This window comes from Streptomyces sp. NA02950, assembly GCF_013364155.1.
Taxonomy (GTDB): domain Bacteria; phylum Actinomycetota; class Actinomycetes; order Streptomycetales; family Streptomycetaceae; genus Streptomyces.
Window position 1 is genome coordinate 5,066,619 of the sequence record NZ_CP054916.1, and the last position, 23,884, is coordinate 5,090,502.

Below are 23,884 nucleotides of genomic sequence, written 5' to 3' on the forward strand. Positions count from 1 at the left end.
CTCGCTTCTGTCACCATCGACATACTCTGCGTGACGAAATCTCGATACGCCCCCCGAGGCACCCCCTCGCTTGACAGATGGGAAACGGACATGGGTCCCCATCCAGCGGTCGCCGCGATACGCCTGGCGGTGCGCCGCGTCCTCCACGACGTTCTCGTCGCCTCCTCGGCCCCGACTCCGCCCTCCTCCCGCCCGGCCCCCGCCCTGCGCACCCGGCCGGTGCGCGGCGACGGGCCGCTGGTGCTCGCCGCCTGCTCCGGCGGCGCCGACTCCATGGCGCTCGCCTCCGCACTGGCCTTCGAGGCCCCCCGGCTGGGCGTGCGGGCCGGCGGCATCACCGTCGACCACGGCCTCCAGCCGGGCTCCGAGGTCCGCGCGGCCGAGGTCGCCGAGCGGATGCGCGAGCTCGGCCTCGCGCCGGTCGAGTCGATCGCGGTCGCCGTCGGCCGGGACGGAGGTCCCGAGGCCGCCGCCCGCGACGCCCGCTACGCCGCCCTGGACGCCGCGGCCGAGCGCCACGGCGCCGCCGCCGTCCTGCTCGGCCACACCCGTGACGACCAGGCCGAGACGGTTCTGCTCGGTCTCGCCCGCGGCTCCGGCATCCGTTCGCTGTCCGGTATGGCCCGGGTCTCCGGGGCGGGCGGCCGCTACCGCCGCCCCTTCCTCCAGCTCGACCGGCACACCGTCCGCAAGGCATGTCTGGCCCAGTCGCTGCCCGTCTGGGACGACCCGCACAACGTGGACCCCAGCTACACCCGCTCCCGCGTCCGTCACGAGGCGCTGCCGGTGCTGGAGAAGGCCCTCGGCAAGGGGGTCGTCGAGGCGCTCGCCCGCACCGCCCAGCTCTCCCGTGACGACGCCGACGCCCTGGACGCCTGGGCCGCCCGCGCCGAGGCCGACGTGGTGACCGCCGCGGAGGTGCCCGCCGAGGGCGGCGGCACGGTCGAGCTGGACACCGTGGGGCTGCACGGGCTGCCCACCGCCGTCCGCCGCCGGGTGCTGCGCCGCGCCGCCATCGCCGCGGGCGCTCCGGCCGGTTCGCTCTTCGCCCGCCACATCGAAGAGGTGGACCGGCTGATCACCGGCTGGCGGGGCCAGCGGGCCATCAACCTCCCCGGGCGCGTAGAGGTCCGCCGGGAGGGTGGCAGACTGGTCATCCGGCAGGGCTGAGCCGCCCGCCGAATTGCCGGATTGCCGAACGAGAGTGGCGCGGGTGGACGACAAGGACATGGGCACCGACCTGAAGTCGGTCCTCATCACCGAGGAAGAGATCAACGCGAAGCTGGCTGAGCTGGCCGCCGAGATCGACGCGGAATACGCGGGCAAGGACCTGCTCATCATCGGTGTCCTCAAGGGCGCGGTGATGGTGATGGCGGACCTGGCGCGCGCCTTGTCCTCTCCGGTCACCATGGACTGGATGGCCGTGTCGTCCTACGGCGCGGGTACCCAGTCCTCCGGCGTGGTGCGGATCCTCAAGGACCTGGACACCGACATCAAGGGCCGTCACGTCCTGATCGTCGAGGACATCATCGACTCCGGTCTGACGCTGTCCTGGCTGCTGTCGAACCTCGGCTCGCGCGAGCCCGCCTCGCTGAACGTATGCACCCTGCTGCGCAAGCCGGAGGCGGCCAAGGTCGCCATCGATGTGAAGTGGGTCGGCTTCGACATCCCGAACGAGTTTGTCGTGGGATACGGCCTGGACTACGCCGAGAAATACCGCAACCTGCGCTTCGTCGGCACCCTGGCGCCCCACGTCTACGGCGGCTGAGCCGCGGCGCGCCCGGCGGGAACCTGTCGCGGTTTCCCGCCGTTGGAGCAGGGGAAGGCGGTTTTGTTAACAGTCCACGGCGGCGTCGGGTGACAATGCTGGGGTACCGTCCGAAGGTCAGTCTTTTTCGAGACTGAGGATCACACAGCTCATACACCACAAATACACCGCAATACACCGCACGCACAGGCGCCCCTCCAGGGCTGCCGTGCCTCACTGTGGCAGGAGGGACGGGGCGGCTTCGCCCCGTATGGATGGACGTGAAGCGCTACTTCCGTGGGCCGGTCATGTGGATCGTGCTGGCCGTCCTCGCCGTGGTCGTGTTGATGCAGGTCGTCGGCTCGTCCGGCGGCTACAAGTCGGTGGACACCAGCCAGGTCGTCAAGGCGATCAACCGGAACCAGGTCCAGTCCGCCGAACTGACGACCGGCGACGAGCACAAGATCAAGATCAAGCTCAAGGACAACGTCGCGAAGATCTCGGGCAGCGACAAGCTCCAGGCCACCTACATCGGTGACCAGGGGCTCGACGTCGCCAGGACTCTTCAGGCCAATGCCCAGAAGGACAACGGGATCCCCGACGGGTACAACGTCTCGACGTCGAAGCAGAACCCCTTCGTCGGGATCCTGCTCTCGCTGCTCCCGTTCGTGCTGATCGTCGTGGTCTTCCTGTTCCTGATGAACCAGATGCAGGGCGGCGGCTCCCGGGTGATGAACTTCGGGAAGTCGAAGGCCAAGCTGATCACCAAGGACACCCCGAAGACGACCTTCTCCGATGTGGCGGGGTCCGACGAGGCGGTCGAGGAACTCCAGGAGATCAAGGAGTTCCTCCAGGAGCCCGCGAAGTTCCAGGCCGTGGGTGCCAAGATCCCCAAGGGTGTGTTGCTCTACGGCCCGCCCGGTACGGGTAAGACGCTGCTCGCGCGCGCCGTCGCGGGCGAGGCGGGCGTCCCGTTCTACTCGATCTCCGGCTCCGACTTCGTCGAGATGTTCGTGGGTGTGGGTGCCTCCCGGGTCCGTGATCTGTTCGAGCAGGCCAAGACCAACGCCCCGGCCATCGTCTTCGTCGACGAGATCGACGCCGTCGGCCGGCACCGCGGTGCGGGCATGGGCGGCGGTCACGACGAGCGCGAGCAGACGCTGAACCAGTTGCTGGTCGAGATGGACGGCTTCGACGTGAAGGGCGGCGTCATCCTGATCGCCGCCACCAACCGGCCGGACATCCTGGACCCGGCGCTGCTGCGCCCGGGCCGCTTCGACCGGCAGATCGCCGTCGACCGTCCGGACATGCAGGGCCGTCTGGAGATCCTCAAGGTCCACCAGAAGGGCAAGCCGGTCGCGCCGGACGTCGACCTGTCGGCCGTCGCCCGCCGTACCCCCGGCTTCACCGGTGCCGATCTGTCGAACGTGCTGAACGAGGCCGCCCTGCTGACGGCCCGCAGCGACAAGAAGCTGATCGACAACCACTTCCTGGACGAGGCGATCGACCGTGTCGTGGCCGGACCGCAGAAGCGGACCCGGATCATGAGCGACAAGGAGAAGAAGATCACCGCGTACCACGAGGGCGGTCACGCCCTGGTCGCGGCGGCGTCTCCGAACAGCGACCCGGTGCACAAGGTCACGATCCTCTCCCGCGGCCGGGCCCTGGGCTACACCATGGTCCTGCCGGACGAGGACAAGTACTCGACCACGCGCAACGAGATGCTCGACCAGCTCGCCTACATGATGGGCGGCCGGGCGGCCGAGGAGCTGGTCTTCCACGACCCGACCACCGGCGCCTCCAACGACATCGAGAAGGCGACAGCCACGGCCCGCGCGATGGTCACCCAGTACGGCATGACCGAGCGTCTCGGCGCGATCAAGTTCGGCTCCGACAACTCCGAGCCGTTCCTGGGGCGTGAGATGGCTCACCAGCGTGACTACTCGGAAGAGGTCGCCGCACTGGTGGACGAGGAGGTCAAGAAGCTCATCGAGGCCGCGCACAACGAGGCGTGGGAGATCCTCGTCGAGAACCGCGACGTCCTGGACAACCTCGTGCTGGCGCTGCTGGAGAAGGAGACGCTGAACAAGGAGGAGATCGCCGAGATCTTCGCCCCGATCGTCAAGCGTCCGGCCCGTCCGGCGTGGACCGGTTCCTCGCGGCGTACCCCCTCCACCCGTCCGCCGGTGCTCTCCCCCAAGGAGCTGGCCCCGGCCAACGGCGCCCAGTCCACCTCGGCGGCCTCCCTCGCGAAGGCCACCGCCCCGGAGGAGACCCCGGAGCGTCCCGAGGAGACGGGTTCCGGCTCGGAGCACTGATCCCGGCCGCCAGGGGCCCATCGGGCCCCTGGTCGGCCCCGGAATGAATGCCGTGTCAGCCAGGTTCTAGCCTGTTGACGCGGCATTCCGCATGTGTGTGCTTTGTGTGTGCAAGGAACGAGGCAATCCATGACCGACCCGGTGACGCTGGACGGCGAGGGCCGCATCGGCGAGTTCGACGAGAAGCGCGCCGAGAACGCGATCCGTGAGCTTCTCATCGCCGTCGGCGAGGACCCGGACCGGGAAGGGCTCCGGGAGACCCCCGGGCGGGTGGCCCGTGCCTACAAGGAGATCTTCGCGGGGCTGCGCCAGCAGCCGGAGGACGTGCTCACCACCACGTTCGACCTGGGCCATGACGAAATGGTGCTGGTGAAGGACATCGAAGTGATGTCGTCGTGCGAGCACCACCTGGTCCCCTTCGTGGGCGTCGCCCACGTCGGCTACATCCCCTCCCACGACGGCAAGATCACCGGGCTGTCCAAGCTGGCCCGGCTGGTGGATGTGTTCGCCCGCCGCCCCCAGGTCCAGGAGCGGCTGACCACGCAGATAGCCGACTCCCTGATGCGGATACTCGAACCGCGCGGCGTGATCGTCGTGGTGGAGTGCGAGCACATGTGCATGACCATGCGCGGAGTCCGCAAGCCCGGCGCCAAGACCCTGACCTCGGCCGTCCGCGGTCAGCTGCGCGACCCCGCCACCCGGGCCGAGGCGATGAGCCTGATCATGGCCCGTTAGGCCCTGCCCGGTGGATCTTTGAGGATCAGCCCGCGGCGTCTGGTGCGTGCGATCGCAAGGCGGAGGGTCGCCCTCGTAGTGGGCCTACTCGGGTGATCCCGACAACGCAGCGAGCGTGCGTGCCAGACGCCGCGGGCCCGATAAGATCCACCGGACAGGGCCTAGCCGGGCCCGCCCCGCTGTGCCCGTGGCGGTGCCCTCGTCTCAGGCGCGGGCGGCGGCGCTGGGACCGTTGCCGTTGTGGTTCTCGTCGTCGTCCTCGGGCAGCTTGCAGACGCGCTCCAGGAAGAACGCGGCGGCGATCACACCCGCGCCCGCCAGGACCGAGAACCCGGCATAGAGGGCCTGGTCCCGGCGGGCCGGGACATCGAGCTGCTCCATTGCCAGAAAGACGCCGACACCGCCGTACATGCCCGCGACGAGCGCCGCGACCAGGGCGCTGGCCTGGCCGAAGACGACCGCGCGGGCGGCCACCAGCGGGTCCACGCCCTTGGCGCCGGGCCGGCGCTCACGCTGGGCGCGCAGCCGGCCGCGCAGGGCCAGCGCGGTCGCGGTCAGGACGACCGCGATCAGGGCCAGCACGATCGGCGCGGCCACCGGCACGCTCGGCAGCGAGCCCAGCGTGTCCCACAGCCGGGCCCCCGCCCACGACACCACACCGGCCACGACGAACAGCCCGACCAGCACCCCGATCCGAAGATTCCTCACCGACCGGTCGCCCCTCACCTCGTACGTGCCAACATCTCCCGAACCTACCGGGAGATCAACGTCTATTCGGGCAGGCGCAGTTCCAGGTCCGTACGGACCCGGACCCCGTCCTGCCCCACCTCGGTCAGCAGCCCGGAGACCGTGCCCCGGCCCGGGAACTCGGCCTGCGGGTCCACGTCGTTCCACGGCACCAGCACAAAGGCGCGCTGGTGCGCCCGCGGGTGGGGAAGGGTGAGCGTCGGGTCGTCGGAGACCACGTCCTGGTAGGACACGATGTCCACGTCCAGGGTGCGCGGGCCCCAGCGCTCGTCCCGCACCCGCTCGAACGCCTCTTCGATGGCGTGGCCGCGCTCCAGCAGCGAGGAGGGCGGCAGCGTCGTCTTCACCAGCACCACCGCGTTGAAATACGTGGACTGGGTGCCGGGCTCCACGCCCCACGGGTCCGTCTCGTACACCGGCGACACGGCCTTGACTCGCAGCCCCGGGGTGTCCTCCAGCGCGTCGATGGCGCCCTGGAGGGTCTCCAGGCGGTTGCCCAGATTGCTGCCGAGCGAGATCACCGCCCGTTTGGGGTTGCTCAACGTCACATCGGCGGCGTCCACCCGCTCCACCACGGAGGTGGGAACGGGCTGCACGGTCGGGTCGCTGCTGCTCATACTCGGCTCCGGGTGATGGTGATGGTCACGTCGTCGAAGGGCACGGTGATCGGGGCCTGTGGCTTGTGCACCACCACCTCGACCTCCCGTACCACGTCGTGCTCGAGGCAACGGTCCGCGATCCGCTCGGCGAGCGTTTCGATCAGATCGACCGGCTCACCCCGCACCACGTCCACGACCTCTTCCGCGATCTCCCCGTAGTGGATGGTCTTGGTCAGGTCGTCGTCGGCCGCGGCGGGCCGAGTGTCCAGGCCGAGCACCAGGTCCACGACAAACGTCTGGCCCTCTTCGCGCTCCTGGGGGAACACCCCGTGGTGTCCGCGAGCCCGCAGGCCGCGCAGCGCGACACGATCCACCCGAATCACTCCTGCTGGTCGTCGGTACGCGGGCACGTCCGGACGCGCCCGGTACGCACCACCCGTCCCCAGCCGTCCGCCGGGGTACCTCCCTCGAATCTACCTGCGGGTGCCGGCGGCACTCGCTCACGGGGTCGCGGCGTGCTCGCTCCGCCTCCCCGCGCCACAGACCCCTACCCGCACCTCGCGGGGCTCGAACGGGGACCGTCAGTCCGGCATCAGCCGTCCGTCGTCGTCCGGTCCCTCCGGCCCCTCGGGGCCGTTCTCGTCACTCTCCGCCAGCACCGGGGACCCGTGGTGTGACCACACCTTCCAGCCGTCGTCCGTCCGGCGGAACACGTTCGTGGCCACCACCAGCTGTCCCACCAGCGGGCCGAGCTCGCCCTCCTGCTCCGCCGGGGCGCCGCTGAGGATGTTCTCGGTGCAGGTCACCAGCGCGGTGTCGGCCACCACCGACACCTCGACATCGGTCAGGAAGAACTGGATGTAGTCGGTGTTCGCCATGATCAGCGCATAGGAGCGCAGCACCTCGCCCCGGCCGCGCAGCACCGGCCAGCCGGGGTGCACACAGGACACCTCGGTGTCCGGCGCGTCCAGCCACAGCCGCTCCAGCGCCTCGTGGTCCCCCTGCTCCATGGCTTCGTACAGTGCGGTGTTCGCCTGGGCCACGCGCTCGCTGTCCGTAAGGGAAGTCACAACGCTCCCGCCGCGTCCCCGGCCGCCTCGATGGCCCGCGCCACCCGCACCGCGTCCGCGCTCGCCCGTACCTCGTGGACCCGCACCGCCCAGGCGCCCTCGTGGGCCGCGATCGCGGTGACCGCGGCGGTGGCGGCGTCCCGCTCCCGGGCGGGCGGCGGGGTGCCGCCGTCGGCGGCCAGGACGCGCCCCAGGAACCGCTTCCGGGAGGCCGCCACCAGCAGTGGGCGGCCCAGCTCGCGCAGTGCGGACAGATGCGCCACCAGTGTCAGGTCGTGCTCGGCCTCCTTGGCGAAGCCGAGACCCGGGTCGATCACGATCCGCTCCGGGTCGATACCGCCCGCGACCGCCCGCTCCAGGCCGGTGCGCAGCTCGGCGAGGACCTCGCCGACGACATCCCGGTAGACCGCCCGGTTGTTCATGTCGATCGACTGGCCGCGCCAGTGCATCACCACGAAGGGCACTCCGGCCGCGGCCACCGTGGGCACCATCGCCGGATCGGCGCCCCCGGCGCTCACATCGTTGACCAGCCGGGCCCCGGCCTCCACGGCCCGCTCGGCGACCGTGGCCCGCATGGTGTCCACGCTGACCAGGGCGCCGGCCGCGGCCAGCTCGCGGACCACCGGGACCACCCGGCGCAGTTCCTCGGCCTCGTCGACGCGCGCCGCGCCCGGCCGGGTCGACTCGCCCCCGACGTCCACCAGATCGGCCCCGGCGGCGATGAGGTCGCGGCCGCGCTTGACGGCCAGTTCGGTGTCGAACCACTGGCCGCCGTCGGAGAAGGAGTCGGGCGTGACGTTCACCACGCCCATCACCGCACACCGGTCCCATTCCGGAAGTCCGGCCACCCGGCCCCGCCCACGCAACGTCGTCATGACCCCAGGCTAGACGGAGCCGGAGGGCGGACGGGGGACGCGGGCGGGCCGGGCATCCGGGGCGTGCTCAGGCGGCTTGCTCCAGCTCCCGGCCGCGGCCGGCGTGCTGGTGGGCGCAGGGCCGGCGCTCGGGGCGGCGTCCGCGGCGCAGCAGCCGGGGGAGCGCCAGCGAGACGAAGCCCTCGGCCTGCATCGCGGCCAGTCCGATCCGCGGCAGATCGCGGGTGTTGCGGAAGACCACGAAGCGCGGCTCCCAGCGCGGCTGGAACTTGGCGTTGAACTTGTACAGCGACTCGATCTGGAACCAGCGGGAGAGGAACACCAGCAGCGCGCGCCAGCCGCGCAGCACCGGGCCCGCGCCCAGCTTCTCGCCGCGCGCGAGCGCCGAGCGGAACATCGCGAAGTTCAGCGAGACGCGCTTCACGCCCAGCTGCGGGGCGGCCTGGAGGGAGGCGACGATCAGCAGCTCGTTCATCCCCGGATCGGCGCTGCGGTCGCGGCGCATGAGCTCCAGCGACATCCCGTCCGCGCCCCAGGGCACGAAGTGCAGTACGGCCTTGAGGTCCCCGTACGGGCCGTCCTCGGCGCCCTCTTCGGCGGCCTTGTGGGCGGTGGCGATGACCGCGTCGCTGTCGGCCGGGTCGCCGATCCGGCCCAGCGCCATGGAGAAGCCGCGCTCGGTGTCGGTGCCGCGCCAGTCCGCGGCGGCGCGCCGGATGGTCGCCAGCTCCTCCGGGTCCAGGTCGGCGGCGCGGCGCACCCGGGTCTCGTATCCGGCCCGTTCGATGCGCTTGACCATCTGGCGGACGTTGCGCATGGCGCGGCCGGAGAGGGTGAAGTCGGCGACGTCGACGATGGCCTCGTCGCCGAGCTCCAGCGCGTCCAGTCCGGTTTCGCGGGTCCACACCTCGCCGCCGGTCTCGCTGCACCCCATCACGGCGGGGGTCCAGGAGTGGGCGCGGGCCTCGTCCATGAAGCAGGCGATGGCGCCGGGCCATGCCTCGACGTCGCCGACCGGGTCACCGCTGGCGAGCATCACTCCGGAGACCACGCGGTAGCAGACGGCGGCCTTGCCGCTGGGCGAGAAGACCGCGCCCTTGTCGCGGCGGAGCGCGAAGTGGCCGAGGGAGTCACGGCCGCCGTGGGTGGCGAGCAGGGCGCGCAGCCGCTCCTCGTCGTCGGCGGTCAGCCGGGCGGCCGGGTGCTCGGGGCGGAAGGCCAGGTAGGCGGTGGTGGCGACGGTCAGCAGGCCGAGCGCGCCGAGGGAGTAGCCGACGGTGTAGTCGGCCCCTTCGCGGTAGCCGACCGGCCCCTCGAAGCCGAACAGCCCCCACAGCACATGCTCCAACTGTTCGCCGAAGGACGGCTTTCCTACGACCGTGTCCGGATGCGACCGGACGATGAGCAGTCCGAGACCGACGCTGACCCCGCCCATGACCACGAAGTTGGCCAGGGCCCGCCAGCGGCTGCGCGGGTCGGGGAGTGCCGCGAACTCCCGGCGGTAGCGCAGCAGCACGCCCAGCAGGACGAGCGAGAGAACGGCGCCGCAGATCGAGTGACGGTAGAGCAGCTGGGCGGCGGCGCCGACGGGCAGCAGCCCCACGGCCGCGACCCAGGCCCGTCGCTTCCGCCGCTTCAGCCCGTGCGCCAGCATGAGCAGGAGCAAACCGACCACGATGGACGCCGCCGCGGCCAGGGAGCTGACCGCCCCCGGCAGGACCTCGGCGAAGGCGTGCACCCGGGTGTAGCGCAGCCGCGGGAAGACGAGGTCCAGCAGCCCGATCAGCGTGCACGCGGTGCCGACGACGGTCGGCACCGCCTCCGGCCTTGGCCCGCGCAGCACTCGCCGTATCCGGCCGGGAACCCCTCCGGACGTTTCGGCATCTTGGCTGTCAGACATTTGCATTCCCGTCGCTTCGGTCAAGAGGGTCTTTGGTTCTCTGACGCAGCATCTGCACGATTTGCATCTTTCTAGATGCAGTTCGAGGTGGCGGGGTTCCGCCCCCAGCTACCGCTGGGAGGTGCCCCCAGCGGCACGGGGGACCGGCCGCCCGGCAGAAAGATAGTGATGGGTCTCACGAGCAACAACATCGTGATCATTTCTGTGATCGCCGCGGTGCTGCTGTTCGCGGCCACGATATGGCTGTGGCCGCGGCTGGCCGGGCGCGGGGTGACCGCCGTGCTCGGCCGGGTCGGCATGCTACTGGCAACCCAGTTCACGGTGTTTGCGGCTTTCGGTTTGTTCGCCAATCAGTCCTTCGGGTTCTACGGTTCCTGGTCGGATCTGCTCGGAAACGAGGACGAACCGGGTGTGGTGGTGAACCATGACACCCCGGGCACCCGGGTCCGGGTCACCGAGACCCGTCATATGAAAGTGGACGAGGGCTCGTCGCCGAAGGTCGCCGGACGCATCGAGAAGGTGAACATCCAGGGTCCGGTGTCACGGATCGCCGGCCCCGCGTACATCTACCTGCCGCCGGAGTACTTCAAGCCGGAGTACGCCAAGCGGAGGTTTCCCGCCGCCCTGGTGCTGACCGGCTACCCGGGTACCACCGAAGCGCTGATCAATGGTCTGAAATACCCACAGAACGCCCATAAGTTGGTCAAGAGCGGTCGGATGCAGCCGACCATCCTGGTGATGACGCGGCCGACGGTGGCCCCGCCCCGGGACACCGAGTGCGTGGACGTTCCCCACGGCCCGCAGGCCGAGACGTTCTTCACCAAGGACCTGCCGAAGGCGGTGTCCGAGCACTACCGGGTGGGCCGGGAGGCCCGTAACTGGGGTGTCATCGGCAATTCCACCGGTGGTTACTGCGCGCTGAAGATGGCGATGCGTCATCCCGACGCGTTCTCGGCCGCGGTGGGCCTCTCGCCGTCGTACAGGGCGCCGATCGACGCGACCACGGGCGATCTGTTCGGCGGCAGCACGAAGCTGGAGCGCGAGAACGACCTGATGTGGCGGCTGGACCACAAGCCCGCGCCGCCGGTTTCGCTGCTGGTCTCCAGCAGTGAGCACGGTGAGAAGAACTACAAGGACACCATGCGGTTCGTGAACAAGGTGCAGACGCTGAACCGGCGCGGGAAGCCGACCCGGATCTCATCGATGATCCTGGAGACCGGCGGCCACAACTTCAACACCTGGCGGCGTGAGGTCCCGGCCGCGCTGGAGTGGCTGGGCGGCCGGCTCAGCGACCGGTGAACCGGGGTCCGGGCGGGGCGTACGGCTCCGCCCGGGCGCCCGGCACCGTACGCGCCCGGCTCCTGGACCTCCCCAGCGGACTCGCTGACGTCCGGTGCCCTTGGGGCGCACCCCGAAGGGCGCGGGGCTGTGTCGTGTGCGGCTCCGCCGCGTGGGCGCGACCGGCCACGACGCAGCCGCGGACGAAGGACGGCATCTCGCGGCACTTCCCGCGGAGCGCTCAGGCGTCCGCGACCGTCTGGAGGTTCACGTCACCGCGGGCGATCCCGCCCGCGTCCGCGTCGATCGAGCGGCGCAGCGCTTCGTGCAACCGGGCCGGGGTGAGCACGCCGAGGAAGCGCTCGCCGTCGAGGACCGCGACCCAGCCCGCGTCGTGCTGGAGCATCTGGCTGAACGCCTGCTTCAGCGGCGCCCCCACCGGAAGCCACGCCTCCATGCGGCGGGCGTGGTCCCGGACGGTCCCCTCGGCGCCGTCGGCCGCGTCCGCCGGGATCCAGCCGTGCAGCCGGTCGGCGTCGTCCAGCACCACGGCCCAGCGCGCCCCGTCCGCGCCCAGCCGGGCGGCGGCCTTGGGCAGCGGGTCGTCGAGGTGGACCACCGGGGGCTGTTCCAGGTCACCGGGTTCGATGGGGGTGACCGAGAGCCGCTTCAGCCCGCGGTCCGCACCGACGAAGTCGGCCACATACGGGGTGGCGGGCGCGCCCAGCACCGAGGCCGGGGTGTCGAACTGCTCGATCCGCCCGGAGCCGTAGACCGCGATCCGATCACCGAGCCGGACCGCCTCCTCGATGTCATGGGTCACAAAGAGCACGGTCTTACGCACCTGTGACTGGAGCCGAAGGAATTCGGTCTGGAGGTGTTCGCGGACGACCGGGTCCACGGCTCCGAACGGTTCGTCCATGAGCAGCACCGGCGGATCCGCGGCGAGCGCCCGGGCCACCCCGACCCGCTGCCGCTGGCCGCCGGAGAGCTGGTCGGGGTAGCGGTCGCCGTAGACGGACGGGTCGAGCCCGACCAGGTCGAGCAGTTCGGCGGCGCGGTCACGGCCCTTCCTGCGCTGCCAGCCCAGCAGATGGGGAACGGTTGCGGTGTTCTCCAGTACGGTCTTGTGCGGAAACAGACCGACCTGCTGAATGACGTAGCCGATACGCCGGCGCAGCCGGACCGGATCCGTCTCGGCGATGTCCCCGTCCTCCACCAGAATCCGGCCCGAGGTCGGTTCGATGAGCCGGTTGACCATCTTCATGGTGGTGGTCTTGCCGCAGCCCGAGGGCCCGACGAGCGTGACCAGCTCGCCCTCCGCGACCTCGAAGGACAGGTCGTCCACGGCCGTCGTGCCGTCGGCGTAGCGCTTGGTGACATGCTCGAAACGGATCATGGCTCCCCATTGTTGCCGCATTCGTGGCAGACATTGTTGCTGTTGTGTGGCGATCGGACGAGATTGTCATCTCCCGGGGTTAGGGTCACCAGGAATTGTGACGACCAGGTGGCTGTGGCCTGATGGGGGAGGTGAGCGTATGGCGGACCGGAACTGTCTGATCAGCAACGACTGGATATGCGGCGAGTATGTGCGCACACGCGGCCAGGAGCTGACGGACGCGACGCTCCAGCACGTCTGGATCACCCTCGCGTCGGTCGCGATCGGACTGCTGGTGGCCTTTCCGCTCGCGTTGCTGGCCCGCCGCTGGCGGGTGGTGGCGGGGCCGGTGCTGGGGATGACCACGATCCTCTACACGGTGCCGTCGCTGGCGATGTTCTCCCTGCTGCTGCCCGTGTTCGGGGTGTCCGTCGCGGTCGTGATCACCGGTCTGGTGCTCTATTCGCTGACCATCCTGGTGCGCAACATCATGGCCGGGCTCGCCTCGGTGCCCGAGGAGGCCCGGGAGGCGGCCCGCGGTATGGGCTACGGACCGCTGCGGCTGCTGTTCGGCGTCGAACTGCCCCTCGCGCTGCCCGCGCTGATGGCGGGGCTGAGGATCACCACCGTCTCCACGGTCTCGCTGACCACGGTCGGCGCGATCATCGGCTACGGCGGGCTCGGCAACCTCATCTACGAGGGGATGCGCAGCTTCTTCAAGGCGCAGGTGCTCACCGCCTCGGTGCTGTGCGTGGCGCTGGCGGTCGTGGCGGACGTGGCCCTGCTCGGCGTCCAGCGGCTGCTGACGCCCTGGGCCCGCAAGAGGAGGAGGGCCGCCTGATGGGGGTTGTGGGCGAGGCGTGGACCTGGCTGGCCACCGGGTCGCACTGGTCGGGCGCCGACGGGGTGTGGCACCGGCTGGGCCAGCATCTGTATCTGACGTTCGTCTGTCTGGCGATCGCCTGCGCCGTCGCGCTGCCGGTCGCCGTGCTGCTCGGGCACCTCGGCAAGGGCGGGGCGGTCGCGGTCAACATCTCCAACGCGGGCCGCGCCGTGCCCACCTTCGCGGTGCTGGTGCTGCTCCTGCTCAGCCCGCTGGGGACGCACGGCCAGTGGCCCACGATCATCGCTTTGGTGCTGTTCGCCATCCCGCCGGTGCTCACCAACGCCTATGTAGGGGTGAGCGAGGCGGACCGGGAGGTCGTCGAGGCCGCCCGGGGGATGGGGATGACCGGCGGCCAGCTGATCCTCCGGGTCGAGCTGCCGCTCGCCTTCCCGCTGATCATGACGGGCGTACGGACCGCGGCGGTGCAGGTCGTGGCCACCGCGACGCTGGCGGCGCTGCCGGGCGGCGGCGGTCTGGGCCGGATCATCACGGCGGGTTTCCGGCTCACCGACACCCCTCAGGTGGTGGCCGGGGCGGTGCTGGTCGCGGCCCTCGCCCTGCTGGTCGAAGGGGTGTTCGTGCTGCTGGGGCTGGTGCTGGACCCGATGCGGCGCAGGACGGGGCGGCCGTCTCCGGCCACCTACCGCCCGCCCGCCGACCAGGCGCCGAAGTCGCCGGTCCTCAAGACGCGCTGAGAGCGCGCCGGGGCGCTATAGCAGCAGTGGTGGGCCGATGGTGTCCCACGACGGAGAACGTCCGGAAAACAATGGATGGGGAACCCATGAGCAAGATCTATCGGGTGGTGGGAGCCGCGGCGGGTGTCATGGCGCTGGCGGCCGGTCTGACCGCCTGCGGCGGCGACAGCCTGGAGAAGTCCGGCGGCGGTGACAGCTCCGGGAAACCGGGCAAGGGCTCACTGGTGATCGGAACCGCCGCGTTCGCCGAATCGAAGGTCCTCGCCGCGTTGTACGCGGGACTTCTGGAGGACGCGGGGTATTCCACCACGATCAAGACGGTCGACACCCGCGAGCTCTATGAACCGGCCCTGGAGAAGGGCCAGATGGATGTGGTCCCGGAGTACGCGGCGACGCTCGCCGAATTCCTCAACCAGAAGAAGAACGGGCCGAATGCGAAGCCGGTGGCCTCCTCGGACGTCGACGACACGGTGGCGGCGCTGACGAAGCTGGCCGAACCGCGCGGGCTGAAGGTGCTCGAGCCCGGTAAGGCGGTGGACCAGAACGCGTTCGCCGTCACCGCGGACTTCGCCAGGAAGCACCATCTCAAAACCCTTTCCGACCTGGGGAAGTCCAAGCAGAAGGTGACGCTGGCGGCGGGCGACGAATGTCCGAAGCGGCCGTTCTGCCAGCCGGGTCTGGAGAAGACCTACGGCATCGATGTCGCCGGTATCGACCCGTTGGACATCGGCAGCGTCCAGGCCAAGCAGGCGGTCAAGGACGGCAAGGACGAGATGCTCCTGACCACCACCACGGACGCCACCCTCGACCAGTTCGGTCTGGTCCTGCTGGACGACGACAAGAATCTCCAGAACGCCGACAACGTGCTTCCGGTGGTGAATGCGAAGTCCGCGGGATCGAAGAAGATCGCCGACACGCTGAACAAGTTGAGCGCCGTACTGACGACCGCCGATCTCACCGCACTCAACAAGAAGGTCGACGCCGAGCGGCTCAAGCCGGGGGAGGTCGCCGACGACTACCTCAAGGACAAGGGGCTGGTGAAGTAGGAGTACAACCGCCGGGGAGTTGCCGCCCCCGCCCGGGCGGGCCCAGCCCGGCGGTCCGGCCGTATTTGTCAACGGATTGACAACAGATCTGGCCCGGCGGGCACCCAAGCGACCCCTCCGCAAGGTAAGTTTCGGGCCATGCCACGTGGACGCCACCGCCAATCCCCACCGCTGCACAGGCTCCTCACTCCGCTGTCGGTCGCAGGCGCCTCGATAACCTGCGCCGGCGGTGCCTGGCTGGTCGGCGATACGGTCGTGATCCGTGGGCTCGTCGCGACCGCGGCGGCCGCGGCGGTCGTCGGAGCGGTGCTGATGCGCCGCTGGGACCGCGCGGCCGGTCGGCGGGTCGCGGAGGCCGCGAGCGAGACCGCACGCCAGGAGCTGAAGTACGAGGAGCGGATCGCGGACCTCGAGGCGGACGCCGAGAAGTCGGCCGAGCTCCGTACCGCGCTCAACACCAAGTTGCGGGCCAAGCGGGCCGAACTGGCCCGGCTGCGCAATGAGCACGCCGAGCTGCTGCGCCGGTACGCCACGGCCGAGACCGAGCGCGCCAGCGCCCTGGAGGGCCGCCGACGGCTCGCGCTGGAGGCGGCGACCCCGGCGCCGGAGCTGGCGGCGGGACCGTCCTCCGAGCCTGTCGACTCCGGCGAGTCCGGCGAGTCCGCGGAGTCCGGCGGTGCCGAGACGGCCGCGGCGGCCGAGTCGTCCGACGCCGCCGCATCCCCCGCCACCGCCGCGCCCACCGCCGAGGCGTACGCCAAGGCCGACGAGGCGCTGGGCAGGCTGGTGCCCAACGCGCGGCGCCAGCAGGAGGAGCGGGAGCGGCAGCGGTCGTCCGCCGACCAGGACACCGCGGAGCGGGACGGGGCCGGGGACGGCCCGGGCGACCGGGGCGAGAACCGGGACAAGGACGGTGCCGCCGCGCCGGGGAAGTCCCCGGCGGCCGACGAGCGTGACGGCCCGCCGGAGCCGCGCAGCCACGCCCGTACGGTCGCCTCGGCGGTGGTGCCCTACGCCGCCGCCCGCCGGGCCGCGGCCCGTACCGAGTCCGGCTTCGACTACTTCGGCACCCAGAAGAAGCACCCGAAGAAGCAGCGGTCCCAGAAGTCCGGGCCGGAGGCCGCCGCATCCGCCTCCGCCGCGTCCGCCGCCGGCGCGGCGGACGAGGAGGACCTCGCCGATGTGATCGGCGCGGAGACGATGGCCGAGACCGAGAAGGACGCCGAGGGCGAGGTCATCGACCTGACGGCGCACGACGAGACCGAGCAGATCGAGATCGCGGAGCTGCGCAGCGCGATCTCGTGATCCGTGAGGGGCGGCGGCCGCCTCCGTGGCGGCCGCGCCGCTCCTCGGCCGCCCGCTACGTGCCCGCTACTTGTCGATGTCGCCGACGACGAAGAACATCGAGCCCAGGATCGCCACCATGTCGGCGACCAGCGTGCCCGGCAGCAGCTCCGTCAGAGCCTGGATGTTGTTGTACGAGGCCGAGCGGAGCTTCAGCCGGTACGGCGTCTTCTCGCCCTTGGAGACGAGGTAGTAGCCGTTGAGGCCGAGCGGGTTCTCGGTCCAGGCGTAGGTGTGGCCCTCGGGCGCCTTGAGCACCTTGGGCAGCCGCTGGTTGATGGGCCCCGGCGGCAGCTCGGCGAGCCGGTCCAGACAGACGTCGGCCAGCTCCAGGGAGTTGTGGGTCTGCTCCAGCAGGCATTCGAAGCGGGCGAGGCAGTCGCCCTCCTGGCGCGTGACCACCTTCAGGGTGTCCTGGAGCTCCCCGTAGGCCAGGTACGGCTCGTCGCGCCGCAGATCGAAGTCGACGCCCGAGCCGCGCGCGATCGGTCCGCTGACCCCGTAGGCGTGGACCGCCTCACGGCTCAGGGTGCCGATCCCGCGGGTGCGGCCGCGGAAGATCTCATTTCCGAGCACCAGCCGGTCGTAGACGTCCATCCGCGAACGCACCTCGGCCACGGCCTGTCGGGCCCGGCCGAGCCAGCCCGCCGGGAGGTCCTCCTTGAGGCCGCCGACCCGGTTGAACATGTAGTGCATCCGGCCGCCGGAGATCTCCTCCATGACGTGCTGGAGGTCCTCGCGCTCCCGGAACGCGTGGAAGATCGGGGTGATCCCGCCCAGCTCCAGCGGGTACGAGCCGAGGAACATCAGATGGTTGAGCATCCGGTTCAGCTCGGCGAGCAGCGTGCGGGTCCACACCGCGCGCTCGGGGACCTCCATGCCGAGCATCCGCTCCACGGCGAGGACGACGCCCAGCTCGTTGGAGAAGGCGGAGAGCCAGTCGTGGCGGTTGGCGAGCATGATGATCTGGCGGTAGTCGCGCGCCTCGAAGAGCTTCTCGGCGCCGCGGTGCATATAGCCGATCACCGGTTCGGCGTGCTCGATGCGCTCCCCGTCCAGGACGAGCCGCAGCCGTAGCACTCCGTGGGTGGAGGGGTGCTGAGGGCCGATGTTGAGCACCATGTCGGTGCTCTCCGCGGCGCCGCCGATGCCGACTGTCGTCTCCGTCATGGGACCAGTCTGTCAGCTCGCCCCGAGCGGCCCGCCGGGGCCCGCGCACGCGGGGCCCACGGGCTGGAGCAGCCAGCCGAAGGCGCCCAGCCCCGCCGGATCGGTCAGCTCCGCCGCCTCGCCCGCGGCGCTGAGCGCCCGGACGTACGCCGTCGGGTCCCGGGAGGCCAGGGAGAGCGGGGGCCGGCCGCCGTCGACGCCCAGGGCGCGCAGCGCCTCCCGCTGCGACAGCAGCCGCGGGGGCGGCTCCCCGCCCGCCGCGGCCGCGCACGCGTCCAGCGCGACGTGTGCCGTGAGATCGCACGAGCCGTCGGGGACGGGCCGCACCTCGCGGCCGTCGCGGAACCCGGTGAGGGTGCCGAAGGGCGGACGGGCCGCGCGTTCGTGGGCGTAGTCGACGGCGACCGCGAGCCCCGCCCGCAGGGAGGCCACGGCCCGCGCCCACGCCTCGTCGCGCGGGCGGCCGAGCTCGGCGCGGCTGCCCGGTTCGGCGCCGTCCAGGGGCCACCAGCGGGCCAGCCAGTCGGCGTCGGCGCCGCGCACCGGCGGGCCGAGCCGTTCGGTGCCGTCCGCCACGCTGACCTCGACCCGGCGCGGTACCCCGTCGGCGTCGGTCTCGGCGATGTCCACCGGGACGTTGTCCAGCCATTCATTGGCGAAGAGCAGCCCCGTCGCCCCCTCCGGAGGGGTGTCGTGCCACGCGATCCGGCCGTCGAGCCCGGCGGGACGCGCCGCCCGCTCCACCGCGTAGAGCCGCAGCCGCGCCGCCCGCCCGTGCGGCATCCCGGGCGCCAGGGCGAGGACGGCGGTCAGCAGCTCGCCGCGGCCCGCGCCCATGTCCACCAGCGCCAGTTCCTCCGGCCGCCCCAGCGCCTCGTCGACCCGGCCCAGCAGCTCCGCGACGGCCCGCGCGTACAGGGGCGAGGCATGCACCGAGGTCCGGAAGTGCCCGGCCGGTCCTTCCGCACGCCGGAAGAAGCCTTTCGCTCCGTACAGGGCCGCTTCGGCCGCGACGCGCCACCCCCGCCATTCGCCCATGTCGTTCGCCACACCGTCACGCTAGACGCCACGCTGGACGGAGTCCGAAACGGAGCCGTGTCCACCTTCCGGAGTAGGAGGCGGCGGCACGGATCGCCCGTCGGTCTGACCCGTCAGGGTATCCACCGTGCCTACGCTGGGTGACGTGCAGCGCCTCTACGATTTTCTCCGCCGTCACCCGACAGGGGTGGACACCTTCTGGGCGGTCCTCCTCTTCGGCGTCGGCATGCTCTGGTACGCGGAGGCGTCCCTGGGGACCGAGCCCCGGATGGCCGGGGTGCCGGTGATCCTGGCCCTGTGCACGACCGTGGCGCTGCGCCGCCGCGCCCCCGAGAAGATGCTGGTGCTGGCCACCGCCTGCGGGGTCGTCCAGCTCCTGCTGGACCTCGGGCCGAACCCGGCCAATCTCGCCCTGCTGCTGATCGTCTACAACGCGGCGGCCAACGCGTCGCGCGGCTTCTCCCGCTTCGCCCTCGCCGGGGCGTTCAGCGCGACGGCCCTGGCGGCCCTGCGCTGGCCCGACGAGCGGCAGACCGGAGGGCAGGCCCTCGTCTCGACGATCTTCGTCACCATTCCGTTCGTGCTGGCCTGGGTGCTCGGCGACTCGATGCGCACCCGCCGCGCCTACTGGGCCCAGCTGGAGGAGCGCGCCGCCCGGCTGGAGAAGGAGCGGGAGGCGCAGGCGAAGGTGGCGGTGGCCGCCGAGCGGGCCCGGATCGCCCGGGAGCTGCACGATGTCGTCGCGCACAACGTGTCGGTGATGGTGGTCCAGGCGGACGGCGCCGCGTACGTCCTCGACGCCTCGCCCGAGCAGGCCCGGCAGGCACTGGAGACGATCTCGGGCACCGGCCGCCAGGCGCTCGCCGAGATGCGGCGGCTGCTGGGGGTGCTGCGCACCGGGGAGCCGGGCGAGGAGAGCGACTATGTGCCGCAGCCGGACGTCGAGCAGATCGACGAGCTGGTGGAGCAGGTGCGGGGCGCCGGGCTGCCGGTGGACTTCAAGGTCGTGGGCAGCCCGCGCCAGCTGCCCAGCGGTGTGGAGCTGACCGCGTACCGCATCGTCCAGGAGGCGCTGACCAACACCCGCAAGCACGGCGGCCCCGACGTCGGCGCGAGTGTGCGCATCACCTACTTCGACGACGGGCTCGGTCTGCTGGTCGAGGACGACGGACGGGGCTCGCAGCGCGAGATGTACGAGGACGGCGGGGCCGACGGCCGGGGGCACGGGCTGATCGGAATGCGGGAGCGCGTCGGCATGGTGGGCGGCACGCTCGACGCGGGTCCGCGGCCGGGCGGCGGCTTCCGGGTCAGCGCGTTGCTGCCGCTGAAGCCGACCGGCTGAGCGGGCCGCCGGGCGGCGACGGTCCGGGGCCGGGTCCACGGAACGCCGTCGGTCCGCGGGGCGGTCCGCCGCAACGCCGGAACGCCGGAACGCCGGACCAGGCGAACACCCACCACACATCGGCATAGATTCGCCCGTGCGGGACCAGCTGGTGCCGTGTCACAGGCCCGAGGGAAGGGACCGACCGGAGATGTCGATCCGCGTCATGCTCGTCGATGACCAAGTGCTGCTGCGCACCGGCTTCCGGATGGTGCTCGCGGCCCAGCCCGATATGGAGGTCGTCGCCGAGGCGGGCGACGGTGTGGAGGCCCTGGAGGCGCTGCGCTCCACGGAGGTGGACGTTGTCCTCATGGACGTCCGGATGCCGAAGCTGGACGGGGTGGAGGCGACCCGGCGCATATGTGAGCGGGACGACGCCCCGAAGGTGCTCATCCTGACCACCTTCGACCTCGACGAGTACGCCTTCTCCGCGCTCAAGGCGGGGGCCGGGGGCTTCATGCTCAAAGACGTACCGCCGGGCGAACTGCTCGCGGCGATCCGCGCGGTGCACAGCGGGGACGCGGTCGTGGCGCCCAGCACCACCCGGCGGCTGCTGGACCGCTTCGCGCCGATGCTGCCGGGCGCGGGGGACGCGGGCGGCGGACGCGGCGGGGCGGGCGGTGCGGCCCGGCCGGAGCTGGGGCGGCTGACCGAGCGCGAGCGCGAGGTGATGATGCTGGTCGCGCAGGGGCTGTCGAACGGGGAGATCGCGGCGCGGCTGGTGCTGTCCGAGGCCACCGTGAAGACCCATGTGGGCCGCATCCTGACCAAGCTGGAGCTGCGCGACCGGGTGCAGGTGGTGGTGATGGCGTACGAGTCGGGGCTGATCCGGGCGGGCGGCCCGCGGGCGTGACGGAGCCCTCCCCGCCGGTCAGGCGGGCCCTGACGCGCGGTCGGGCGCCTGGCCGGGCGCTTGGTCGCGCAGAACCAGGTCCAGCAGGCCCGGGAAGCGCTTGTCGAACTCCGGCCGCCGCAGCCGGTTGACCCGCTTCGGTCCCGCGTCGCGCTGCTCGATCAGCCCGGCCGCGCGCAGCACCGAGAAGTGGTGGCTGAGCGCTGCCTTGCCCACCGGTACGTCGAAGGTGCCGCAGGTGCGCTCCCAGTCGGCCGCCCCGGCCAGTTCGCGGACCAGCTGGATCCGCACCGGATCGGCGAGCGCCGCGAGCGCGGTCAGCACGGGGACGTCGTCGGGGTGGGTGTGCTCGGGCGCGGCCCGGTGGCTCCGCTGGCTCATCGCTCTCCTCTGCCGTCTCCTGCTCCCGCGAGCGCCCTTGCCGAGTGTTCGATGAAATGCGTACACTCTCGGTTGTTCGCTATTGATTGAACAGTCTAGGCGGAAGAGGGGTCCGACATGCGTGCGGTCGTGGTGGAGGAGCTCGGCGGGCCGGAGGTGCTGCGCCTCGTCGAGGTGGCGGAACCGTCGCCCGCGCCCGGCGAGGTGACCGTCGAGGTCGCCTACGCGGGCATCAACTTCGCGGACATCAAGGCCCGCTCCGTCGGCTACCGCGTCTCCGGCTTCCCCTTCACCCCGGGCCTCGACGCGTCCGGCCGGATCCGCGCGGTGGGGGAGGGCGTCACCGGGCTGCGGGTCGGCCAGGAGGTCGCCGCGTTCATGAAGTCGGGGGCGTACGCCGAGGTCGTGGCCGTACCCGCCGAGACCGTATTCCCCCTGCCGGACGGCGTCTCGCTGCGCACCGCGGCCACCCTGCCGACCGTGGTGCCCACCGCCCACGCCCTGCTGCACGAGGTGGGGCGGATCCGCGAGGGCGAGACCGTCCTCGTCCAGGGCGCGGCGGGCGGCGTCGGCACGGTGGCCGGACAGCTGGCCCGGCTGGCCGGGGCCGGGCGGGTCTACGGTGTGGTCTCCCGGCGGGAGAAGGCCGAGGAGGCGCTGAAGTACGGCTACGACGAGGTGTTCGTCGGCGACGGCTTCCCCGAGGATGTCCGCCGGGCCACGGACGGGCGCGGGGTGGACCTCGCCCTCGACCCGGTCGGCGGCGAGACCCTCCGCCGCACCCTGGACGCCCTCGCGGTCTTCGGCCGCCTGGTGTCGTTCGGCAACGCGAGCGGTGAGGCGCCCTGGCAGGCCGGTCCGGGCGAGCTGTACACGGGCGCCCGTACGGTCTCCGGCTTGTCCATCCTCAACCTCGCGGCCGAGAACCCGCGGGCCCTGCGCACCCTGGCGGAGCGCGCCTTCCGCCCGGTGGCGGAGGGCAAGGTCGAACTGCCCGTCACGGCCGAATTCCCCCTGTCCGAGGCGCCCGAGGCCCACCGCCTGATCGAAACCCGCACCACCACGGGCAAGCTGCTGCTCCGCGCGGCGGGCGTCTGAGCCCGGGGGCGGGCGATGTCGTCCCGAGCCTCGTTACGCGGGAACGTGGGCACGGACCATGAGCGTGCCCAGGCTCCCCGGTTCCGGAGCCTTGAGGACGTGGGCGTCGATGTCGGTGAAGCCGTGCCGCTTGAGGATGTCGGCCCACATCTCCGGGGCGTACTGCCAGCGGAGGACCGTCAGCTCGCGCTCCCGCCCTTCAAGCCACTTGCCGCGCATCTGCTGCGGACCGTAGGAACCGGTGACAGGTTCGGCGTGTGAGAACGCGAAGACGCCGCCGGGAGCCAATCGCTTCAAGACGTACGGAAACAGGTCCTCCGGGTCCGTGAACCATACGGCCCCCCATACCGAATAGATGGCGTCGTACTCCGCAGGGGTCGACGCGAGGTAGGCGCAGGCTTCGGCGTGGACGAAGGACAGCCCAGGGGTGTCGTGCCACCAGGCCCGGGCCCGCGCGACCTGGACAAGGGAGAAGTCGATGCCGGTCACATCGACGCCCTGACGGGCCAGATGGGCGGCTTCCTTGCCCTCCGCCGGACCCAGCTCCAATGCGCGGTGGGGGTCTTCGAGGACTTCGGCCCCCGGCCCGTGTCCGGGGTACTGCGTCCAGTCGAACCGGTCCGCCCGCGGCGCGGGTTGGGTGCCCTCGGACTTGCAGGGCTTGTACTTGTCCCAGTACTCGGCCCTTGTCATCGGCGCATGGGGCATGAGGCTCCTCGGGAGGGTGAAGTGACCGGTGTTCCTCAAGCCGGACACCGTATCGAGGCCCGCTCCAGCGCGTTGGCGGATGGCACCACTTCACCCGGATGGCACACGAGGAGACCCGGGAGCGTCCGTGACGCCCCCGGGCCCAACCGAGTCGGATCAGTGGCAGTTCGCCCCCGGACTGCATGGACCACACTTGCCGTAGTCCCGCTCCCAGAGCTTCCAGTCCACGTCGAAGCCTGCGTCCGCGATGATCTGTGCGGTGCGCTCAACCGAGCCGTCGTACTTGAACTCGATCTCCGGGATGTGCTCCAGGAACCTGCCGCCGAAATTGTCCGCGCAGAACTCGCGGTAGTTCTTGGTGTCCAGGATGAAGACGTGGACTGCGAGGTCGACCAGGCGGCCGCAGCACATCTCCAGTCCCTGGCCCCACTTCTCCATAGCCGTGATCAGATATGAGACCGCCGCACCGAACAGCCGGTTGGCCATCAGCTCATCCACGGGGTGGTCCCGCATCAGCAGTTGGATCTCTCGGTCCCACACCTCGCGCTTCACATAGTCCCTAGGGTCTCGGACCCTGGTTTCCGCCGGTGCTGTCATGCCTGCCTCCATGGTGTCTTCGGGCCCTGCTGCCGAGAGC

24 protein-coding genes are annotated in these 23,884 nt (G+C 71.2%); 12 read left to right on the top strand and 12 right to left on the bottom strand.

The genetic code is table 11. The annotated features are described in order from the left end of the window. The first annotated feature begins 90 nt into the window (after positions 1-90). The 4 genes from tilS to folE all read left to right on the top strand — a co-directional run bounded on the left by tilS (position 91) and on the right by folE (position 4,800). Positions 91-1,170, top strand: coding sequence for a tRNA lysidine(34) synthetase TilS (gene tilS, locus HUT19_RS22220; protein ID WP_176182153.1), 1,080 nt, complete (start codon positions 91-93; stop codon positions 1,168-1,170). 58 nt (positions 1,171-1,228) lie between these two features. Further along, positions 1,229-1,768 carry a hypoxanthine phosphoribosyltransferase gene (hpt, locus tag HUT19_RS22225; RefSeq protein WP_176187151.1) on the top strand — a complete coding sequence of 180 codons (540 nt, stop codon included), beginning with the start codon at positions 1,229-1,231 and terminating at the stop codon, positions 1,766-1,768. A gap of 254 nt (positions 1,769-2,022) precedes the next feature. Then, positions 2,023-4,065, top strand: coding sequence for an ATP-dependent zinc metalloprotease FtsH (ftsH, locus tag HUT19_RS22230; protein WP_176182154.1), 2,043 nt, complete (start codon positions 2,023-2,025; stop codon positions 4,063-4,065). Positions 4,066-4,194: 129 nt separating this feature from the next. Then, positions 4,195-4,800: a GTP cyclohydrolase I FolE gene (folE, locus tag HUT19_RS22235; RefSeq protein WP_176182155.1), complete on the top strand. Its 606-nt coding sequence runs from the start codon at positions 4,195-4,197 to the stop codon at positions 4,798-4,800. Positions 4,801-5,004: 204 nt separating this feature from the next. Here folE and HUT19_RS22240 read toward each other — a convergent pair whose 3' ends face one another. The 6 genes from HUT19_RS22240 to HUT19_RS22265 all read right to left on the bottom strand — a co-directional run bounded on the left by HUT19_RS22240 (position 5,005) and on the right by HUT19_RS22265 (position 9,991). Then, entirely contained in the window at positions 5,005-5,508 is a 504-nt protein-coding gene (locus HUT19_RS22240; RefSeq protein ID WP_176182156.1) for a DUF3180 domain-containing protein, read from the bottom strand. A 62-nt stretch (positions 5,509-5,570) separates the two neighbouring features. Beyond that, on the bottom strand, positions 5,571-6,164 hold the full coding sequence (gene folK / locus HUT19_RS22245; protein ID WP_176182157.1) for a 2-amino-4-hydroxy-6-hydroxymethyldihydropteridine diphosphokinase: 594 nt from the start codon (positions 6,162-6,164) through the stop codon (positions 5,571-5,573). Then, the gene (gene folB, locus HUT19_RS22250) at positions 6,161-6,520 is read right to left on the bottom strand and encodes a dihydroneopterin aldolase (RefSeq protein ID WP_368661700.1); all 360 of its coding nucleotides are present in this window, start codon (positions 6,518-6,520) and stop codon (positions 6,161-6,163) included. The genes folK and folB overlap by 4 nt, the downstream gene beginning before the upstream one ends. Positions 6,521-6,727: 207 nt before the next feature. Continuing rightward, positions 6,728-7,216 carry a nuclear transport factor 2 family protein gene (locus HUT19_RS22255; protein WP_176182159.1) on the bottom strand — a complete coding sequence of 163 codons (489 nt, stop codon included), beginning with the start codon at positions 7,214-7,216 and terminating at the stop codon, positions 6,728-6,730. Continuing rightward, a complete protein-coding gene (folP, locus tag HUT19_RS22260) occupies positions 7,213-8,091 on the bottom strand; it encodes a dihydropteroate synthase (protein ID WP_176182160.1) in 879 nt (292 codons plus the stop codon). Before folP ends, HUT19_RS22255 begins: the two co-directional genes overlap by 4 nt. Before the next feature lie 67 nt (positions 8,092-8,158). Next, positions 8,159-9,991: a phosphatidylglycerol lysyltransferase domain-containing protein gene (locus HUT19_RS22265; RefSeq protein WP_176182161.1), complete on the bottom strand. Its 1,833-nt coding sequence runs from the start codon at positions 9,989-9,991 to the stop codon at positions 8,159-8,161. Positions 9,992-10,159: 168 nt separating this feature from the next. Between HUT19_RS22265 and HUT19_RS22270 the strand changes: the two genes are divergently transcribed. Continuing rightward, positions 10,160-11,290 carry an esterase family protein gene (locus HUT19_RS22270; protein WP_176182162.1) on the top strand — a complete coding sequence of 377 codons (1,131 nt, stop codon included), beginning with the start codon at positions 10,160-10,162 and terminating at the stop codon, positions 11,288-11,290. A 220-nt stretch (positions 11,291-11,510) separates the two neighbouring features. On the opposite strand, the gene HUT19_RS22275 is transcribed toward HUT19_RS22270, so the two are convergent. Beyond that, the gene (locus tag HUT19_RS22275) at positions 11,511-12,668 is read right to left on the bottom strand and encodes a betaine/proline/choline family ABC transporter ATP-binding protein (RefSeq protein ID WP_176182163.1); all 1,158 of its coding nucleotides are present in this window, start codon (positions 12,666-12,668) and stop codon (positions 11,511-11,513) included. 139 nt (positions 12,669-12,807) lie between these two features. On the opposite strand from HUT19_RS22275, the gene HUT19_RS22280 reads away from it, so the two are divergent. The 4 genes from HUT19_RS22280 to HUT19_RS22295 all read left to right on the top strand — a co-directional run bounded on the left by HUT19_RS22280 (position 12,808) and on the right by HUT19_RS22295 (position 16,579). Then, a complete protein-coding gene (locus HUT19_RS22280; protein ID WP_176182164.1) occupies positions 12,808-13,488 on the top strand; it encodes an ABC transporter permease in 681 nt (226 codons plus the stop codon). Next, positions 13,488-14,228, top strand: coding sequence for an ABC transporter permease (locus tag HUT19_RS22285; protein ID WP_176182165.1), 741 nt, complete (start codon positions 13,488-13,490; stop codon positions 14,226-14,228). The genes HUT19_RS22280 and HUT19_RS22285 overlap by 1 nt, the downstream gene beginning before the upstream one ends. Positions 14,229-14,314: 86 nt before the next feature. Beyond that, the gene (locus HUT19_RS22290; protein WP_176182166.1) at positions 14,315-15,274 is read left to right on the top strand and encodes an ABC transporter substrate-binding protein; all 960 of its coding nucleotides are present in this window, start codon (positions 14,315-14,317) and stop codon (positions 15,272-15,274) included. 138 nt (positions 15,275-15,412) lie between these two features. Further along, on the top strand, positions 15,413-16,579 hold the full coding sequence (locus HUT19_RS22295) for a hypothetical protein (protein WP_176182167.1): 1,167 nt from the start codon (positions 15,413-15,415) through the stop codon (positions 16,577-16,579). A 66-nt stretch (positions 16,580-16,645) separates the two neighbouring features. On the opposite strand, the gene HUT19_RS22300 is transcribed toward HUT19_RS22295, so the two are convergent. Then, positions 16,646-17,788 (bottom strand): NADH-quinone oxidoreductase subunit D, encoded by a 1,143-nt coding sequence (locus HUT19_RS22300; RefSeq protein WP_176182168.1) that lies wholly within the window; start codon positions 17,786-17,788, stop codon positions 16,646-16,648. Between the two features lie 12 nt (positions 17,789-17,800). Beyond that, positions 17,801-18,838: an SAM-dependent methyltransferase gene (locus HUT19_RS22305; RefSeq protein ID WP_254885710.1), complete on the bottom strand. Its 1,038-nt coding sequence runs from the start codon at positions 18,836-18,838 to the stop codon at positions 17,801-17,803. Between the two features lie 133 nt (positions 18,839-18,971). On the opposite strand from HUT19_RS22305, the gene HUT19_RS22310 reads away from it, so the two are divergent. Beyond that, complete coding sequence (locus HUT19_RS22310) at positions 18,972-20,168, top strand: sensor histidine kinase (RefSeq protein ID WP_176182169.1); 1,197 nt, start codon at positions 18,972-18,974, stop codon at positions 20,166-20,168. A gap of 190 nt (positions 20,169-20,358) precedes the next feature. After that, on the top strand, positions 20,359-21,060 hold the full coding sequence (locus tag HUT19_RS22315) for a response regulator transcription factor (RefSeq protein ID WP_176182170.1): 702 nt from the start codon (positions 20,359-20,361) through the stop codon (positions 21,058-21,060). 18 nt (positions 21,061-21,078) lie between these two features. Here the strand turns inward: HUT19_RS22315 and HUT19_RS22320 are convergent, their stop codons facing one another. Beyond that, positions 21,079-21,441: a helix-turn-helix transcriptional regulator gene (locus HUT19_RS22320; RefSeq protein WP_176182171.1), complete on the bottom strand. Its 363-nt coding sequence runs from the start codon at positions 21,439-21,441 to the stop codon at positions 21,079-21,081. A gap of 117 nt (positions 21,442-21,558) precedes the next feature. Here HUT19_RS22320 and HUT19_RS22325 point away from each other — a divergent pair, with 117 nt between their 5' ends. Beyond that, the gene (locus tag HUT19_RS22325) at positions 21,559-22,539 is read left to right on the top strand and encodes a zinc-binding dehydrogenase (RefSeq protein ID WP_176182172.1); all 981 of its coding nucleotides are present in this window, start codon (positions 21,559-21,561) and stop codon (positions 22,537-22,539) included. Between the two features lie 33 nt (positions 22,540-22,572). Here HUT19_RS22325 and HUT19_RS22330 read toward each other — a convergent pair whose 3' ends face one another. Together HUT19_RS22330 and HUT19_RS22335 are read right to left on the bottom strand one after the other, a co-directional pair. After that, positions 22,573-23,247 (bottom strand): trans-aconitate 2-methyltransferase, encoded by a 675-nt coding sequence (locus tag HUT19_RS22330; protein WP_176182173.1) that lies wholly within the window; start codon positions 23,245-23,247, stop codon positions 22,573-22,575. 156 nt (positions 23,248-23,403) lie between these two features. Continuing rightward, positions 23,404-23,844, bottom strand: a complete 441-nt coding sequence (locus HUT19_RS22335) for a hypothetical protein (RefSeq protein ID WP_176182174.1) — start codon at positions 23,842-23,844, stop codon at positions 23,404-23,406. Between the last annotated feature and the right edge of the window lie 40 nt (positions 23,845-23,884).